This window comes from Pseudomonas sp. GNP014 (genome assembly GCF_054344005.1).
Genome location: NZ_JBTGUS010000001.1, coordinates 1873837 through 1890113 on the forward strand (window position 1 = coordinate 1873837; position 16277 = coordinate 1890113).

General features: G+C 60.9%; 18 protein-coding genes. 8 read left to right on the forward strand and 10 right to left on the reverse strand.

The window, feature by feature from the left end; genetic code table 11:
- Nucleotides 1-108: 108 nt before the first annotated feature.
- Complete coding sequence (locus ACXX9E_RS08415; protein ID WP_128615919.1) at nucleotides 109-1014, forward strand: cation diffusion facilitator family transporter; 906 nt, start codon at nucleotides 109-111, stop codon at nucleotides 1012-1014.
- A gap of 135 nt (nucleotides 1015-1149) precedes the next feature.
- On the opposite strand, the gene ACXX9E_RS08420 is transcribed toward ACXX9E_RS08415, so the two are convergent.
- From ACXX9E_RS08420 to ACXX9E_RS08450, 7 genes are all read right to left on the reverse strand, one after another.
- Nucleotides 1150-2283, reverse strand: coding sequence for an AGE family epimerase/isomerase (locus ACXX9E_RS08420; protein ID WP_458555278.1), 1134 nt, complete (start codon nucleotides 2281-2283; stop codon nucleotides 1150-1152).
- 181 nt (nucleotides 2284-2464) lie between these two features.
- The gene (locus ACXX9E_RS08425; RefSeq protein WP_267797375.1) at nucleotides 2465-3037 is read right to left on the reverse strand and encodes a HupE/UreJ family protein; all 573 of its coding nucleotides are present in this window, start codon (nucleotides 3035-3037) and stop codon (nucleotides 2465-2467) included.
- A 27-nt stretch (nucleotides 3038-3064) separates the two neighbouring features.
- Nucleotides 3065-3679 carry an urease accessory protein UreG gene (gene ureG / locus ACXX9E_RS08430; protein WP_267797373.1) on the reverse strand — a complete coding sequence of 205 codons (615 nt, stop codon included), beginning with the start codon at nucleotides 3677-3679 and terminating at the stop codon, nucleotides 3065-3067.
- A 12-nt stretch (nucleotides 3680-3691) separates the two neighbouring features.
- Nucleotides 3692-4366, reverse strand: a complete 675-nt coding sequence (locus tag ACXX9E_RS08435) for an urease accessory protein UreF (protein WP_222833772.1) — start codon at nucleotides 4364-4366, stop codon at nucleotides 3692-3694.
- Nucleotides 4363-4863 (reverse strand): urease accessory protein UreE, encoded by a 501-nt coding sequence (gene ureE / locus ACXX9E_RS08440; protein WP_128615921.1) that lies wholly within the window; start codon nucleotides 4861-4863, stop codon nucleotides 4363-4365. Before ureE ends, ACXX9E_RS08435 begins: the two co-directional genes overlap by 4 nt.
- A 207-nt stretch (nucleotides 4864-5070) precedes the next feature.
- Nucleotides 5071-5703, reverse strand: a complete 633-nt coding sequence (locus ACXX9E_RS08445; protein ID WP_007966952.1) for a TetR family transcriptional regulator — start codon at nucleotides 5701-5703, stop codon at nucleotides 5071-5073.
- Between the two features lie 156 nt (nucleotides 5704-5859).
- The gene (locus ACXX9E_RS08450; RefSeq protein WP_128615922.1) at nucleotides 5860-6366 is read right to left on the reverse strand and encodes a hypothetical protein; all 507 of its coding nucleotides are present in this window, start codon (nucleotides 6364-6366) and stop codon (nucleotides 5860-5862) included.
- 384 nt (nucleotides 6367-6750) lie between these two features.
- On the opposite strand from ACXX9E_RS08450, the gene ACXX9E_RS08455 reads away from it, so the two are divergent.
- Entirely contained in the window at nucleotides 6751-8826 is a 2076-nt protein-coding gene (locus ACXX9E_RS08455; RefSeq protein WP_458555279.1) for an AsmA family protein, read from the forward strand.
- A gap of 92 nt (nucleotides 8827-8918) precedes the next feature.
- On the opposite strand, the gene ACXX9E_RS08460 is transcribed toward ACXX9E_RS08455, so the two are convergent.
- Together ACXX9E_RS08460 and ACXX9E_RS08465 are read right to left on the reverse strand one after the other, a co-directional pair.
- Nucleotides 8919-9452: a ferritin-like domain-containing protein gene (locus ACXX9E_RS08460; RefSeq protein WP_458555280.1), complete on the reverse strand. Its 534-nt coding sequence runs from the start codon at nucleotides 9450-9452 to the stop codon at nucleotides 8919-8921.
- 91 nt (nucleotides 9453-9543) lie between these two features.
- On the reverse strand, nucleotides 9544-10503 hold the full coding sequence (locus ACXX9E_RS08465) for a LysR substrate-binding domain-containing protein (protein ID WP_259741362.1): 960 nt from the start codon (nucleotides 10501-10503) through the stop codon (nucleotides 9544-9546).
- Nucleotides 10504-10612: 109 nt separating this feature from the next.
- Here ACXX9E_RS08465 and ACXX9E_RS08470 point away from each other — a divergent pair, with 109 nt between their 5' ends.
- The 3 genes from ACXX9E_RS08470 (at nucleotide 10613) to ACXX9E_RS08480 (ending at nucleotide 12527) form a co-directional block, all read left to right on the forward strand.
- Complete coding sequence (locus tag ACXX9E_RS08470) at nucleotides 10613-11251, forward strand: FMN-dependent NADH-azoreductase (protein WP_458555281.1); 639 nt, start codon at nucleotides 10613-10615, stop codon at nucleotides 11249-11251.
- Nucleotides 11252-11557, forward strand: a complete 306-nt coding sequence (locus ACXX9E_RS08475) for a DMT family transporter (RefSeq protein WP_123470977.1) — start codon at nucleotides 11252-11254, stop codon at nucleotides 11555-11557. It begins immediately after the preceding gene.
- 91 nt (nucleotides 11558-11648) lie between these two features.
- On the forward strand, nucleotides 11649-12527 hold the full coding sequence (locus ACXX9E_RS08480; protein ID WP_123470979.1) for an esterase/lipase family protein: 879 nt from the start codon (nucleotides 11649-11651) through the stop codon (nucleotides 12525-12527).
- 121 nt (nucleotides 12528-12648) lie between these two features.
- Here ACXX9E_RS08480 and ACXX9E_RS08485 read toward each other — a convergent pair whose 3' ends face one another.
- On the reverse strand, nucleotides 12649-13536 hold the full coding sequence (locus tag ACXX9E_RS08485) for a DMT family transporter (protein WP_458555282.1): 888 nt from the start codon (nucleotides 13534-13536) through the stop codon (nucleotides 12649-12651).
- Nucleotides 13537-13632: 96 nt separating this feature from the next.
- Here ACXX9E_RS08485 and ACXX9E_RS08490 point away from each other — a divergent pair, with 96 nt between their 5' ends.
- The 3 genes from ACXX9E_RS08490 (at nucleotide 13633) to ACXX9E_RS08500 (ending at nucleotide 16250) form a co-directional block, all read left to right on the forward strand.
- Complete coding sequence (locus ACXX9E_RS08490) at nucleotides 13633-14427, forward strand: AraC family transcriptional regulator (RefSeq protein ID WP_123470983.1); 795 nt, start codon at nucleotides 13633-13635, stop codon at nucleotides 14425-14427.
- Between the two features lie 63 nt (nucleotides 14428-14490).
- Nucleotides 14491-14796, forward strand: coding sequence for a PsiF family protein (locus tag ACXX9E_RS08495; RefSeq protein WP_007950613.1), 306 nt, complete (start codon nucleotides 14491-14493; stop codon nucleotides 14794-14796).
- Between the two features lie 440 nt (nucleotides 14797-15236).
- Nucleotides 15237-16250 carry an AI-2E family transporter gene (locus ACXX9E_RS08500; RefSeq protein WP_186748282.1) on the forward strand — a complete coding sequence of 338 codons (1014 nt, stop codon included), beginning with the start codon at nucleotides 15237-15239 and terminating at the stop codon, nucleotides 16248-16250.
- Nucleotides 16251-16277: the final 27 nt, after the last annotated feature.

The window sequence follows — 16277 nt, forward strand, 5'->3', positions numbered from 1 at the left end:
GCTTGCTCGCGAAGGGGCCGTCACAGGCAATAAATCCCGATAAGGTAAACTCCCCTCGCAACAACCCAACCGCACCCCGCGGTTTTCAGGGTTTTTCGAGGAGTCAAAGTGAGTAACCGAGGTGAGCAGGCACTGCTCAAACAATCGACCATTCTGATGTTGGCTGTGGCGATTGCCGGGATCGTCACCGGTTTTGTTTCAGGTTCCCAATCCATCCTGTTTGATGGTTTTTTCTCGCTGATCGCAACCTTCATCAAAGTCCTGATGCTGATCACGGCCAAGCTGATCGCCAAGGAAAGCAACCACCGTTTCCAGTTCGGTTTCTGGCATCTGGAGCCGATGGTGCTGCTGATCGAAGGCAGTTTCCTGATGCTGATCGCGATCTATGCGTTTCTCAATGGCGTGTTCGGCATCATCAACGGTGGCCGCGACATCGAGTTAGGACTGGTGATCATTTATGCGGCGGTGTTTACCGTGGTCGAGTTCGCCTACTTTTTCTACGTCCGGCACCGTAACCGCAAGCTCAAATCCAGCCTGATCCAGTTCGACAACATCAGTTGGCTGGTGGACGCGATGCTGTCCGTGGGCCTTTTGATCAGTTTCCTCGCGGCGCTGCTGCTCAAGTCGAAGGGCTATGGGCAGTGGGCGGTGTATGTCGACCCGCTGATCCTGATCGTGCTGGCCCTGACCATGTTGCCGCCGGCGTTCAAGATTCTTGGCCCGGCCCTGCGAGATGTCCTGGGGATTGCCCCGGACACGCTGGATGATCAGGTGCGCCAGGTGATGGACGCGGCGAAAACCGAACACGGTTTCGACGATTATGTGTCGTACGTGCAGAAGCACGGGCGGGCGCGGTTTATCGAGATTCATGTGGTGTTGCCGGCGGATTATGCGCTGAGCAATGTCGGGCAACTGGATGCGTTGCGCGAAGAGATTTCCGCGAAGCTGGGCAAGCCGGATGCGGCGCGGTGGTTGACCATCAGCTTTACCGGGGACAAGAAGTGGATTGCCTAACGACCGCATAACGGCCATTCGTCGGATCGCCGCCCGGAGCAGGCTCGCTCCCACATTGAATTGCGCTGAACACACTATTTGTGAGCCGCACAATCACCTGTGGGAGCGAGCCTGCTCGCGATAGCTATTTATCCGTCAGCGAAGATATTCAGCCAGGCCGCCGTAGCAAGTCGCCAAGTGGTAAGGGGTCGTCGATGGCATGTCCTTGCGACTGACTTCCCCCAACTCATCCCTGCACTCATGCCAGCCACCGGCATGCAGAAACCGCTGCTGCAACGCCTGTAACTGGCGCAGCACCACCGCTTCACTGCCCTGACGCAAGGTCAGCGCGCGCAGATATTCTGCTTGCGCCCAGATCCGCTGGGTCGAGTCTCGCGGGCGTCCGTCCGTTTCCAGATCGAGCATCGCCCGTACTGCGCCGGATGGCTGCACCACACCGTATTGCTCGGTGAAGGCAAACGCCCGTTCAAGCGCCGCATGCAGTTTCGAACCACGCAATAACGGCGACGATTCGAGCAGGAAATACCATTCGAACTGATGCCCCGGCTCATACCAGTTATCCACAGCCCCGAGCGGCTTCTCCATCAACACGCCATATTGCGGATCGACGAACTGCTTGTGCATGGCTGTGCATAACGCCAGCAACGCTGTCTGCGTCTGGGCATCTTCGCGCACGGCAAGGGTGGCGAGGAACGCTTCGGCCAGGTGCATCAGCGGGTTTTGCAGTGGACCGGTTTGCAGGGTAATCCAGTCGCGTTCCAGGCAGGCTTCGTACAAGCCATCGCCGGTGGCGAAGCGCCGGCCGATGATTTCCAGCGCCGCATTCAACGTTGACTCGACCAGCGGATCGCCGGATTTTGCCCAGTAATGCGCGCAGGCAAACAGGATAAAAGCGTGGGTGTAGAGATCCTTGCGCTGATCCAGCGGTTTGCCCTGGGCATCGACGCTGTAGAACCAGCCGCCATGCTCGGCATCATGAAAGTGCCGTTGCAACGAGCGAAACAGCGCCGCCGCACGGACTTCGGCGTTATCCACAACCCCGATCAGGCTGGAAAACAGGTACAGCTGCCGTGCGCAGGCCATCGCCCGATAGCGTTGCGGTGGCAGCGGTTGGTGTGCGGCGTCCAGCGCTTCGTAAGGCAGCGCCATGTCGGCGTTCCAGCCCGGACCTTGCCAGAGCGGCACGATGACGTTGACGAAGTGCTGGTGCACGTCGCTGAACAGGGCGGTCAATTCAGGCAGGAGGTCGGAACGGGAAGCGTGGGGCATGGGCGGACGTCGTCACGGCTGGGGCGATTGCGCGACATGGTAGCAGAGAGACTGACATCAGCGATGCGGCGTCTGATCGGCCGCCTTCGCGAGCAAGCTCGCTCCCACAGGTTTTGTGTTCGCCACAAATCCAATGTGGGAGCGAGCTTGCTCGCGAAAAGGCCAGTTCAGACAATAAAAACTAGCCTGCTAGCAACCAGGCCCCAGTCACCGCCGAAGCCGCACCCGCCAACCGCACCAGCGGCGCCGCTGCCTGCGGCAACACGCGAACCACGCCATAACCGACGGCATGCAAAGCGGCGGTCGCCACAACGAAACCCGCCGCATACGTCCAAGGACTGCTCATGTCTGGCAGTTCCAGACCATGCGCCACGCCATGGAACAACGCAAACAGCGCCGTCGCCGCTACTGCCATGACCAACGGCGGCCGCACCGCCAAGGCCACTGCCAGACCCAATGCCAGCACCGATGCGGCAATTCCGCTTTCCAGCGCTGGCAATTCCAGCCCTTCAAAACCGAGCATGCCGCCGATCAGCATGGTGCCGACAAACGTGCACGGCAGCGCCCAGCGCGCAGCGCCCTGCTGCTGCGCGGCCCACAAACCGACAGCCAGCATCGCCAACAAATGGTCGAGGCCGCCAATCGGGTGACTGATGCCGGCGACCAGACCGCTGTCGCCATGCCCCGGGTGAGCGAAGGCCAGTGCTGGTGTCAGCAGCAGCGCCGCAGCGCCAAGAATACGTTTGAGTGTCATGGATAAGCTTCCTTGTTGAGCAGTGAATCAGGCTGCGGTCAGCAGGCCCTGGCGTTCGATGAAGGCGATGATTTGCTCAAGGCCCTGACCGGTTTTCTGGTTACTGAACACGAACGGCTTGCCGTTGCGCATGCGTTTTGTGTCGCTGTCCATCATCTCCAGCGACGCGCCCACCAGCGGCGCCAGGTCGATCTTGTTGATCACCAGCAGGTCCGACTTGCAGATACCGGGCCCACCCTTGCGCGGCAGCTTGTCGCCGGCCGAGACGTCGATCACATAGATGGTCAGGTCGGACAGTTCCGGACTGAACGTCGCCGACAGGTTGTCGCCGCCGGACTCCACCAGAATCAGGTCGAGCCCCGGAAAGCGCCGGTTCAGTTGGTCGACCGCTTCGAGGTTGATCGAAGCGTCTTCGCGGATCGCCGTGTGCGGACAGCCGCCGGTTTCCACGCCGATGATCCGCTCCGGTGCCAGTGCTTCGTTGCGCACCAGAAAATCCGCGTCTTCGCGGGTATAGATATCGTTGGTGACGACCGCGAGGTTATAGCGCTCGCGCAGGGCCAGGCACAGGGCCAGGGTCAACGCGGTTTTGCCGGAGCCGACCGGGCCGCCGATGCCGACTCGCAGAGGTTGTGCGTTCATGTGGTGTTTCTCCTAGGAACGGAACAGACGGCTGTACTGGCGCTCATGGGCCATGCACGCCAGGGACAGACCGAACGCGGCGCTGCCGATGTGTTCGGGATGGATTCGGGTGGCGTCCTGCTGCGCCTGTTGCAGCAGCGGCAGCAGTTCGCTGGTCAGGCGCTGGGCGGCTTGCTGGCCCAGCGGCAGGGTTTTCATCAGCACCGCGAGCTGGTTTTCCAGCCAGCTCCAGAGCCAGGCGGCGAGGGCGTCTTGCGCACTGATGCCCCAGGCACGCGCCGCCAGTGCCCAGCCGAGAGCCAGATGCGGTTCAGCACACTGATCAAGAAATTCGCGAGCGGCGGTGTCGAGTTCCGGCAAGCCGCTGAGCAGTTGCTGCAACGAATAGCCCATCTGCCGGCTCTCCAGATGCAACTCGCGGGTCTCGCGGCTGGCGCGGTGGGATTCGCACAGCTGCCTTAATTCATCCCAGTTTTGCTCCGCCGCTGCCGCACAGTGGGCCAGCAGCAGTGGCGCTTCGAAGCGTGCGAGGTTGAGCAGCAACTGATCGCTGATCCAGCGCCGGGCGCTGTCCGGGTTGTTGACGCGACCGTTTTCCACCGCCATTTCCAGGCCTTGCGAATAGCTGTAGCCGCCAATCGGCAATTGCGGACTGGCCAGGCGCAGCAGCGCCCAGGCCGGGTTCACAGGCGTACGCCGAACTGATGGAGTTTTGGCGCGTAGTTGAAATCTTCGTCGCCGTGCCGCGAATGGTGATGGCCGCCACCGTAGGCGCCGTGCTCTGGCTGGAACGGCGCTTCGATCGCTTCGACCTGTGCACCGAGCTGTTCAAGCATGGCCTTGAGCACATAGTCGTCGAGCAAGCGCAGCCAGCCATCGCCGACCTGCAGCGCCACATGGCGGTTGCCCAGGTGATATGCGGCGCGGGTCAGTTCAAAGGCATTGGCGCAGGTGACGTGCAGCAATTGCTCGGGGCGGGCGCAGACGCGGACAATGCGGCCGTCTTCGGCCTGCAGGCACTCACCATCAAACAACGGGGGCTGGCCGCGCTCCAAAAACAACCCGACGTCTTCACCCTCGGCACTGAAACAGCGCAAACGGCTTTTGCTCCGGGCTTCGAAGGTCAGGTGCAACTCGGCGGCCCAGAGGGGTTGAGACTCGATTCTGCGGTGAATCACCAGCATCGGAAAACTTCCAGCTATGGACAATGCTCAGGCTAGAGCAAGGGCCTTGCCAATCGAACGGGATGTAGGAAATCCCTGTCGGAGCGTAGTGGATGTTTCAAGATGTTGCGGAGTTTTGGGGTGTTTTGGTGCATGAAGGTTTTTACATGCACCAAATGGAGGCCGTGACGCCGCACCTTTGTAGGAGTGTCAGTAAGGAAGAGGTTGTTACTCGGTACTGCCCAGCCCTTGCCAGTGCTTGAGCCCGATAAAGATGAAGCGCAGTTGCTGGGTGATCTTCGCCTGGGGCGTCAGATGCTCCGGCAAGGCTTCGGCGGGGGGATCAATGATGTCCGGCAAAGTGGCGAACACCGATTTGACGATAAGGTCGGCGATCACGCTCAACCCGGCGGCATCCAGATGCTGCAGCTTGGGCATCAGCGTCAGGTCGGCGGCGAGGTCGGCGCTGATGTTTTCGCGCAAACGCCCGATCGCCTGGCGCACCGGCAGCGAGCCGCCGTACTGCTCGCGCGCGAGGAACAGGAATTGCGAGCGATTGGCGCTGACCACATCGAGAAAGATCCGCACCGACGCATCAATGATGCCGCCCATGACGAATTCGTTGTGCCGCACCAGGCGGATGGTTTCGCGGAAGGTCTGGCCGACTTCGCTGACCAGCACCAGACCCAGTTCGTCCATATCGGCAAAGTGCCGGTAAAAACCGGTGGGTACAATGCCGGCGGTCTTCGTCACTTCGCGCAGGCTCAGGCTGCCGAATCCTCGGCCGCTTTCCATCAGGTGGCGGGCAGCGTCCATCAGGGCGTTGCGGGTCTGTTGTTTCTGTTCGGCGCGGGGCAGCATCGCAAGGTGTGTTCTTCGGCAGGACAAGCGTCGCACTCTAGCAAATCGACTTTGTCGGCGTCGAACCGCAGGGGCAGGTCAGGCAGGATTTTACCGGGACTGAAAAGTCAAAAGCCCAATCGCTTGATCGGGCTTTTTTTCCAGGCCACCACGGGCTTAGCTCAATTGGCTGTTGCGTTCGATCACACGGTCACCACCGCCTTCGGCAACGGCTTGGCCCAGTGGGGTTTTGTCGAAGCCATCTTCAGCCAGAGTCTGACCTTGTGGGGTGCGGTCGCTGCCATCGGAAGCCAGAGTCTGACCTTGTGGGGTGCGGTCGCTGCCATCGGAAGCCAGGGTCTGACCTTGTGGGGTGCGATCGGAACCGTCTTGAACCAGACCTTTCTCTTCCAGGCGATTACGGCCGTTTTCAGCCAGCGCCTGGCCTTGTGGGGTGCGATCGGAGCCGTCTTGCACCAGACCTTTTTCTTCCAGGCGGTTGCGACCGTTTTCAGCCAGCGTCTGGCCTTGTGGCGTGCGGTCCGAACCATCAGCCGCTACGGTTTGGCTGAACACCGAGTGGCTGGATTTCACTTGCGGGGTAGCCTGATCGGCAGCGGGCAGGGCGAAAGCAGTGCTGGCTAGCATCGACAGGGTCAGGCTGAACAGTAATTGGCGTTTCATGATGGGTTGCTCCTTGGGAGGGCGATAAAGTGGGTACGGAGGCAATGCTACTCTCGATAAGTCGATATAAAAGTTCATAAACGCAATGGTAATAATCAACAGAATTGATTGTTCTGCCGGGAGGCTCTAGATCGGGCCTTTCAGAGCGACGCTTTTGCACTGCAGTGGGTATTTTCGACTCACTCGCGCCTCGCAAAAGTGCGGGCGCGGTAACGCTGCTCGACTGATCGGTCAGATTTCGCGCGGCTTTTTGCGCGGTAATTGGCCTTTCGATTAAACCTGCGGCCCGTTTGCCAGTCGTAGATTTCATGAGGGCCGCTTTGGCCCGCCGTTTCAGCCGTACGCCGCAGTCTTTGCGTGCGGTCGTGATCAGGAGCTTTGTGCATGACGCGCACTGGAAAAATCTTCAGCTGGACCCTCACCATTCTCGTGCTGCTACTGGCTGTGCTGGTGTTGATCATCGTGTTCTTCGACTGGAACCGGATCAAACCGCCGCTCAACGCCAAAGTCTCGGAAGAACTGCACCGACCGTTCGCCATCAATGGCAACCTCGCGGTGATCTGGCAGCGCGAGCCCGATGAGGGCAGTTGGCGGTCGTGGGTGCCGTGGCCGCACGTGGTGGCCGAAGACCTGAGCCTGGGCAATCCGGACTGGTCGAAAAAGCCGCAGATGGTGACCCTCAAGCGGGTCGAGTTGCGCATCTCGCCGCTGGCCTTGCTCGCACAGCGCGTGGTGATTCCGCGTATCGACCTGACCGAGCCCAACGCCGAGTTGCAGCGGCTGGCGGACGGTCGCGCCAACTGGGTGTTCAAGTTCGATCCCAAGGACCCGAATGCCGAGCCGTCGAACTGGGTGGTCGACATCGGCGCCATCGGTTTCGACAAGGGCCATGTGACCCTCGACGATCAGACCCTCAAGACCAGCCTCGATGTGTTGATCGATCCGCTGGGCAAACCGATTCCATTCAGCGAAATCGTCGGTGACAAAGCGGCCAAGACCGCCCAGGACAAGGGCGGCGCGCCCCAGGATTATGCGTTTGCGTTGAAGGTCAAAGGCCAGTACCACGGCCAGAGCCTCACCGGCCAAGGCAAGATCGGCGGGCTGCTGGCCTTGCAGGACGCGCGCAAACCGTTCCCGCTGCAGGCGCAGGCAAAGATCGGCGACACCAGCCTCGACCTGGCCGGCACCCTGACTGACCCGCTTAACCTCGGCGCTCTCGATCTGCGCCTGAAACTGGCCGGCGCGAGCCTGGGTAACCTGTATCCGCTGACCGGCGTGACCCTGCCCGACACACCACCCTATTCCACCGACGGTCACTTGATCGCCAAACTGCATGACGTGGCCGGGGCGACGTTCACCTATGAGCAGTTCAACGGCAAGATCGGCAGCAGTGATATCCACGGCGACCTGACTTATGTCGCCAGCCAGCCGCGGCCGAAACTCAGCGGTGCGTTGCTGTCCAATCAATTGCTGTTCGCCGACCTCGCCCCGCTGATTGGCGCCGACTCCAACGCCAAGCAAAAGGCCCGGGGCGGCGAGAGCAAGCAGCCGACCGATAAAGTGTTGCCGGTGGAAGAATTCAAGACCGATCGCTGGCGCGCGATGGACGCCGATGTCGAGTTCACCGGCAAACGCATTGTCCACAGCGAGAAACTGCCGTTCACCGACCTCTATACCCATTTGAAACTCAACGACGGCGAACTCAGCCTCGAACCGCTGCGCTTCGGCGTGGCTGGCGGCAACCTCAATGCGCAAATCCGCCTCGACGGTCGCACCGAGCCGCTGGAAGGCCGGGCGAAACTGACTGCGCGCAAGTTCAAGCTCAAGGAACTGTTCCCCACCTTCGAGCCGATGAAAACCAGTTTCGGTGAGCTCAACGGTGATGCCGATATCAGCGGGCGCGGCAATTCGGTGGCGAAGTTGCTCGGCGGCGCCAACGGCAACCTGAAGATGCTGATCAACGACGGCGCAATCAGCCGTGAACTGATGGAACTGGCGGGGCTGAACGTCGGTAACTATGTGGTCGGCAAGATCTTTGGCGACAAGGAAGTGAAGATCAACTGCGCGGCGGCCGACTTCGACATCAAGACGGGTCTGGCGACCACGCGATTGTTTGTCTTCGATACCGAGAACGCGATCATCTATATCGACGGCACAGCCAACATGGCCACCGAGCAACTCGATCTGACGGTGACCCCGGAGTCCAAGGGCTGGCGTTTGATTTCCCTGCGTTCACCTTTGTATGTGCGCGGCAAGTTCATCAAGCCGGATGCCGGGGTCAAGGCCGTGCCGTTGATACTGCGTGGGGCGGGTATGGTGGCGCTGGGTGTGATTGCGGCGCCGGCGGCGGGGCTGTTGGCCCTGGTGGCACCGAGCGGCGGCGAGCCTAATCAGTGTGCGCCGTTGTTGGAGCAGATGAAGGCAGGCAAGGCGCCTGTCACCGTTAAACCAACCCAATAACTTCAGCGTATACAACGACGCCATCGCGAGCAGGCTTATTCCTGCATTGGGAATGCGTTCCTCTGTAGGCGTGGGCCCGCTCGCGATAGGGTTTAGAGGTCTTTCAGGATATCGGCCATGTCATCGGCATGTTCTTCTTCCTGCGCGAGGATGTCTTCCAGGATGCGCCGGGTGGTCGGGTCTTTCTCGCCGATGTACTGAATGATCTCGCGGTAGCTGTCGATGGCGATCCGCTCGGCCACCAGATCCTCGTAGACCATTTCTTTCAGGGTGGAGCCGGCCACGTATTGGGCGTGGGACATTTTCGACAGCTGGTCGGGGTTGAACTCAGGCTCGCCGCCCAGTTGCACGATGCGTTCGGCCAGGCGGTCGGCGTGTTCGGCTTCCTGGGTGGCGTGTTCGAGAAACTCTTCGGCGGCCACGCTGGCTTTCACCCCGGAGGCCATGAAGTAGTGGCGTTTGTAGCGCAATACACAGACCAGTTCGGTGGCCAGCGATGCGTTGAGCAAGCGCAGTACCTCTTCACGGTCGGCGCTGTAGCTTTCGGTGACGGCGCCGTTCTCGACGTGTTGGCGCGCACGGTCGCGCAGGGTTTGGACATCTGACAGATGCAGGTCGTCGCTCATTTCGATCTCCTGGAGGCTAATCCGATTGGCGCCACGCTCTACAGGCGTGCTCGCCTACCCCAGTTGTGAGTCCTGCGCGAAGCAAAAAGTTTTATGAGATTTTTGCCGCCTGCTCTACAGACGCTGCCGACGGTTGCGATCTGCGCGTCAGCCCGGACAACAGCGCTTCCTCATGCAGCCAGGTAAAAAACGCCCGCACCGGTGGATGCCGTTCGCGCCCCGGCACGCACAACGCGCTGTACCCGGCGCCATCGACCTGAATCTCGCCTTTGTACGGCACCAGCAGCCCGCTGCCGACACTCTCCGACACCAGAATATTGCTTGCCAGAACCAACCCTTGCCCGGCAATCGCCGCTTGCAGGGCGTAATGCTCTTCGTCGTATTCACGACTCACCGGATGCTGCTGCAGCCAGTGCTCGCCGGACCGCGCGCACCAGGCTTCCCAGCCATGGGCATACAGCTTCGAGTTGTGCCAACGCACGCTGATCAGCGTCGGCGTGCGCCGCGCGGCCAGCGCCACTTGCTCGGGCGAGCCGTAAACGCCGAACGACTCGTCGAACAGGCACTGCCCATACAGGTTCGGATAGTCATCGAGGCTGTAGCGCAACACCAGATCGACGCTGGCGTCCTGATGCAGATCGATCACCTCGCAATGGGTATCGAGGCGCAGGTTGATGTTCGGATGCTGCGCATAAAACCGCCCCAGGCGCGGCACCAGCCACAGCGCGGCGAACGCGGCCGTGGTCGACAGCGTCAGGCTGCTGCCGCTGCGTTGCGGGCGCAGGGTGTCGACACTTTGCGCCACTTCCAGCAAGGCACCGTGCAGGCTGCGAAACAGGCGCTCGCCGCCTTCGGTCAGGCGCACCTGACGCGGCAGACGTTCGAACAGGGCGACGCCGAGCCAGTCTTCCAGCGAGCGGATCTGATGAGAGATCGCTGTGGGGGTGACCGACAGCTCTTCGGCAGCAGCCTTGAAGCTCAACAGGCGCGAAGCGGATTCGAAAGCGCGCAGGGCGGTCAGCGGCAGCGAGGCGAACATTGAAAACTCCACGGATGAAATGAATTCATCCCGACTGATTTTTGCTCATTTGAAGGACAGCAGTGGCGCGCCTCAAGCTGCACGTCACAAGCCGTTTGATTCTAGTCCGGAGGAAAGACAGATGAGCAAGATTCTTGTGATCCACGCCAGTCCGCGCGGTGACCGTTCGCATTCGCGGCGTCTGGCTGAAGGTTTTCTCAGCGCCTGGCAGGCGCGTCATCCACAGGCTCACGTCACTCGCCGCGAAGTCGGTCGGGCCTTGATTCCAGCGGTCAACGAGGCGTTCATAGCGGCGGCGTTCTACCCGGAGCCGCAAGCACGGCCGTTGTCGATGCAGGCCGATCTGGCGCTCAGCGATCAACTGGTCGGCGAGCTGTTCGAGCATGATCTGCTGCTGATCTCCACGCCGATGTACAACTTCAGCGTGCCCAGCGGCCTCAAGGCCTGGGTCGATCAGATCGTGCGGCTGGGGCTGACGTTCGATCACACGCTGGATAACGGCGTTGCCAACTACACGCCACTGTTGCAAGGCAAGAAGGCACTGATCGTCACCAGTCGCGGCGGCTTCGGTTTTGGCCCGGGCGGTGAGCTGGAGGCGTTGAACCATGCCGATCCATGGCTGCGCACGGCGCTGGGTTTTATCGGTATCAACGACGTCACCGTAGTCGCGGCCGAGGGTGAAGAATCCGCTGAACGCACCTTCGCGGCGTCGGTGGCGGAGGCCGAGCAGCGCTTGTTCGACCTCGCCGGGGCGTTCTAGATGGCCTGGCTGTTCCTGCTGATCGCCGCCGGGTTCGAAGTCACCTTCGCCATGGGCATGAAGTACGCCGAAGGCTTCACCCGGTTGTGGCCGTCGTTGATCACCGTGATTGCGGCAATCGGCGGGATCTACTTTCTCACGCTGGCCATGCGTGAATTGCCGGTGAGCATTGCCTATCCGGTCTGGACGGCGATTGGCTCGCTGGGCACGGTGTTCCTGGGGTTCGCGTTGCTCGGCGAAAGCCTGACACTGGTCAAACTGCTCTCGGTAGGTCTGATTGTGGCGGGGGTGGCGGGGCTGAAGTAGGCTGGTCGTTGAGTTGTCATCATCAGGGAGGATGCTTGGCGGGCGTTTTGCACGCCTTGCATCCACTCATCGACCACAAGGATGTTTGCCCATGTCGACGCGTTATCCACTGGTGCTGGTGCCGGGCATGCTCGGGTTTATCCGGCTGGTGCTCTATCCGTATTGGTACGGAATCATCAAAGCCTTGCGCCGTGGTGGTGCGACGGTCATTGCGGTGCAGGTGTCGCCGCTCAATTCCACCGAAGTGCGCGGCGAGCAATTGCTGGCGCGGATCGACGAGATCCTGCGCGAGACCGGCGCGGCCAGGGTCAACCTGTTCGGCCACAGCCAGGGTTCGCTGACCGCACGCTATGCAGCGGCCAAACGTCCGGATCTGGTCGCGTCGGTGACCTCGGTGGCCGGACCCAATCACGGTTCGGAACTGGCCGACTATCTGCAAAAACACTATCCGGCGGACAGCGCCAGAGGACGCGTCCTTGAGGTGTTGTTGCGCGTTGTCGGCTGGCTGATGGCGTTACTGGAAACCGGTTACCGCGGGCCGAAGTTGCCGGTGGATATCCACGCTTCGCACCAATCGCTGACTAGCGAAGGCGTGGCGCTGTTCAATCAGCGTTATCCACAAGGCCTGCCTGACACCTGGGGCGGACACGGGCCGGAAGAGGTCAACGGTGTGCGCTATTACTCGTGGTCGGGCACGCTGCAGCCGGGCAAGACCGACCGCGGCGGCAACCTGTTCGACGGCACCAATCGCAGCTGCCGCTTGTTCGCGAAAACCTTCGTGCGCGAACCGGGGCAGTGTGACGGGATGGTCGGGCGCTACAGCTCGCATCTGGGCACGGTGATTGGCGATGACTATCCGCTGGATCACTTCGACATCGTCAACCAGTCGCTGGGGCTGGTGGGCAAGGGCGCGGATCCGGTGCGGCTGTTCGTCGAGCATGCGGCGCGGCTTGAGGCTGCCGGGGTTTAGCAGGCACACCGCGTTATCGTTCATCGCTGGCAAGCCAGCTCCCACACTGATTCGTGGCGTTCACAACATGTGTGTGCGACACCGACCCTGTGGGAGCTGGCTTGCCTGCGATGGCGTCGGGTCAGGCAACGCTGACCTTGCGGCCCAACACCGTGGTCCAGCGCTCGGAAAGAATCACCCCGCCCAACGTCAGCAGACCACCGACCAGGTGATACATCGCCAGCTGTTCCTTCAAGACCAGCGCTGCAATCAGCGCAGTGATCAGCGGCAGCAAGTTGAAGAACAACGTCGTCCGGCTCGGCCCCAGACGCTGTACGGCCTGCATCCACGCCAGCGGCGCGAGCATCGACGCCAGCAGGCACGCATACAGCACCAACGGAATGTTCTCCAGGGTCAGCCCGGTTTTCGGTGACATCGCGTACAGCGGAAACAGCACCACGATCGCCACCAGCACCTGCAAGTACAACAACACCAGTGGCGGCAGGCGCAGCTGCCATTTTTTCAGCAAGGTGCTGTAGATCGCATAGGCGAGGGTAGCGATCAGCATCATCGCGTCACCCAGGTTCACGCCGTGTTGCAACAGAGCGCCAAGGCTGCCTGACGAGACCACCACCAATACGCCGGCAAACGACAGCACCGCGCCAAACAAGGCGCCGGCAGTCAGGCGCTGGCCGAGGCTGATGATCGCCATGGCCAGCGACATCAGCGGCATCAGCGACAGGATGATGCCCATGTTGGTCGCCGTGGTCAGGGTCGCGGCGAAGTAGGCGAGGCTCTGATACACCGCCATGCCGAGCACGCCAAGGATGAAGATCTTGCCCAGGTTCGGGCGGATCTGCGGCCAGTGCGCGATGACCGCTTTGAGCATGAACGGGGTGAACAGCAGGCCGGCAAGCAGCCAGCGGTAGAAACCGATCTCGGCCGGGAAGATCGCCCCGACCGCCAGTTTGTTGATCACGGTGTTGCCGGCCCAAATGAAAATCGCCAGCAGGGGAAACGCGTATTGCATGGGTTAAAACCAGAACGTTGATGAACGGTGATTATCCCCTGTCTGGATGCAGCCCTATACTGCGAACCGGACAACCTGCCTCTGCAACCGGACAGCATGAACAGTAAACACATCGATCTGCTGGATTTCAGCGAACTGCCGTCAGCGGTGTACTTCCGATACGCCGACTTCAACGCCCATGAATACGCCGCGCCGCACCGGCATCCGTGGGGCACGCTGGAGTACGCGGCGCACGGCGTGCTGCACATGGACGTCGATGGCAACCGCTTCATGTCGCCGCCGCAGTACGCGGTGTGGGTACCGCCGCAGGTCGAGCACAGTTTCTACAGCCACCAACCAGTCAACTATCGTGCGGTGTGCCTCGACCCCAAGGTCTGCGCCGAACTGCCGGCACGGGCCTGCACGCTGGCAATCAGCGACATCCTCAAGGCGATTCTCAAGGACTTCGCCGCCCGCGATGTGAAAATCCCCGAACTCGAAGCCGACCGGCGACTGGCCCAGGTGCTGGTTGATCAACTGCAACAGGCGCCGGTGCATGAATGTTATCTGCCGTATGCGAGTAATCCCGGGTTGTTGGCGATTCTCGATGCATTGCAGGCCGATCCGGGCAGTAACCAACCGCTGGCGCACTGGGCGGCGCAGGTACACGTCAGCGAGCGCACGCTGGCCCGGCAGTTCGTGCGTGAGCTGGGGATGAGTTTCGGCGAATGGCGCCAGCGTCTGCGCTATCTGGCAGCGATCGAGGCGCTGGAAAGTTCGAAGAGCGTGCAGGAGATCGCCTTCGATCTGGGTTACAGCGGTGGCTCGGCCTTCATCGCCATGTTTGCCCGTCAGGCCGGATGCACGCCGGAGCAGTATCGGCGCAGCCACCTGGAAGGCGGGAAGGTGTAACAAGATTTGGCTACACTTCAGCAGAGGCCGCATCCATCGGTGCGGCGACAAGGAGAAAACTCCATGAAGATGTTGCGTGTCCCTTTGTTGATGATCGGTCTGCTGCTGTGCTCCCAGGGTTTCGCCGCCACCGCGCAGCAGAACAAAATGACCACCTGCAATGCCGATGCGACCGCCAAGAGCCTCAAGGGCGATGAGCGTAAGACTTTCATGAGCACCTGCCTCAAGGCTGCGCCGGCGGCCAACGATGCCAAGGCTCTGACTCCGCAGCAGGAAAAAATGAAAACCTGCAACGCCGACGCGAAAACCAAAGCCCTGACCGGCGATGCGCGCAAGACCTTCATGAGTGACTGCCTGAAGAAAAAATAACCCGCTTCTGTGGCGTGTCAGGGTCGACGCGTCCGCTTGAGATTTGCCCTCACCCTAACCCTCTCCCGGAGGGAGAGGGGACTGACCGCAGCGTCTCAAGAAACTCGTCGACCTGAAAAAACCGGTCGATTATGGATTCCATGTCGCTGTTTCAGGTCACAGGATACGCAGAGCATCCCCCAATCGGTTCCCTCTCCCTGAGGGAGAGGGATAGGGTGAGGGCAAATCTCAAGAAACTCGTCGACTTGAAAGAAACCGGTCGATTTTGGATTCCATGTCGCTGTTTCAGGTCACAGATATCCAGAGCATCCCCCAATCGGTTCCCTCTCCCTTTGGGAGAGGGCTAGGGTGAGGGGACCTGAAGCACCGCATATCCCTAGTGCTCTCTCTGGATCGCTGGCAGACTGCCAATCCTTTTACGCCGTTCGTTTTGAGGCTGTATGCCAACGTTTTCTGAGCGTCATGTTGTGTTCTGGGTCAGTTGCATCATTATTTTTGGCGGTTTGCTGCTGGTGCTGCCGCTGCGTTTGTTGCCCAGCCTGTTGGCCGGTCTGCTGGTCTATGAGCTGGTCAACATGCTCACCCCGCAACTGCAACGGCTGATCGAAGGCCGGCGCGCGCGCTGGTTGGCGGTGGCGTTGCTGGGCACGCTGGTGGTCAGTGTGCTGGCGCTGATCTTCGCCGGCGCTATCAGTTTCCTGCTGCACGAAGCAGAAAACCCCGGCGCTTCTCTCGATAAATTCATGGGCGTGGTCGATCGTGCGCGTGGGCAACTGCCGCCGTTTCTCGATGCCTACCTGCCTGCCAGCGCCGCCGAGTTCCGTGTTGCCATCGGTCAATGGGCAAGCAAGCACCTGTCCGAACTGCAACTGGTGGGCAAGGACGCGGCGCACATGTTTGTCACCCTGCTGATCGGCATGGTCCTTGGCGCGATCATCGCCCTGCAGCGGATACCGGACGTGACCAAGCGCAAGCCGCTGGCCGCCGCCCTGTTCGATCGCCTGCACCTGCTGGTCCAGGCCTTTCGCAACATCGTCTTCGCACAGATCAAGATTTCCCTGCTCAACACGATCTTCACCGGGATCTTCCTCGCGGTGATCCTGCCGATGTTCGGCATCAAGCTGCCGCTGACCAAGACCCTGATCGTCCTGACCTTCCTGCTCGGCCTGTTGCCGGTGATCGGCAACCTGATGTCGAACACGCTGATCACCATCGTCGGTCTGTCGCTGTCGATCTGGGTGGCGGTGGCGGCGCTGGGCTATCTGATCTTTATCCACAAGCTCGAATACTTCCTCAACGCGCGCATCGTCGGCGGGCAGATCAGTGCCAAGTCGTGGGAGTTGCTGCTGGCGATGCTGGTGTTCGAAGCCGCGTTCGGCCTGCCGGGAGTGGTGGCGGGGCCGATTTATTACGCGTACCTGAAGAGTGAGTTGAAGCTGGGTGGGATGGTCTAAGGCCAGGCATCTGTAGCGAATGCATCT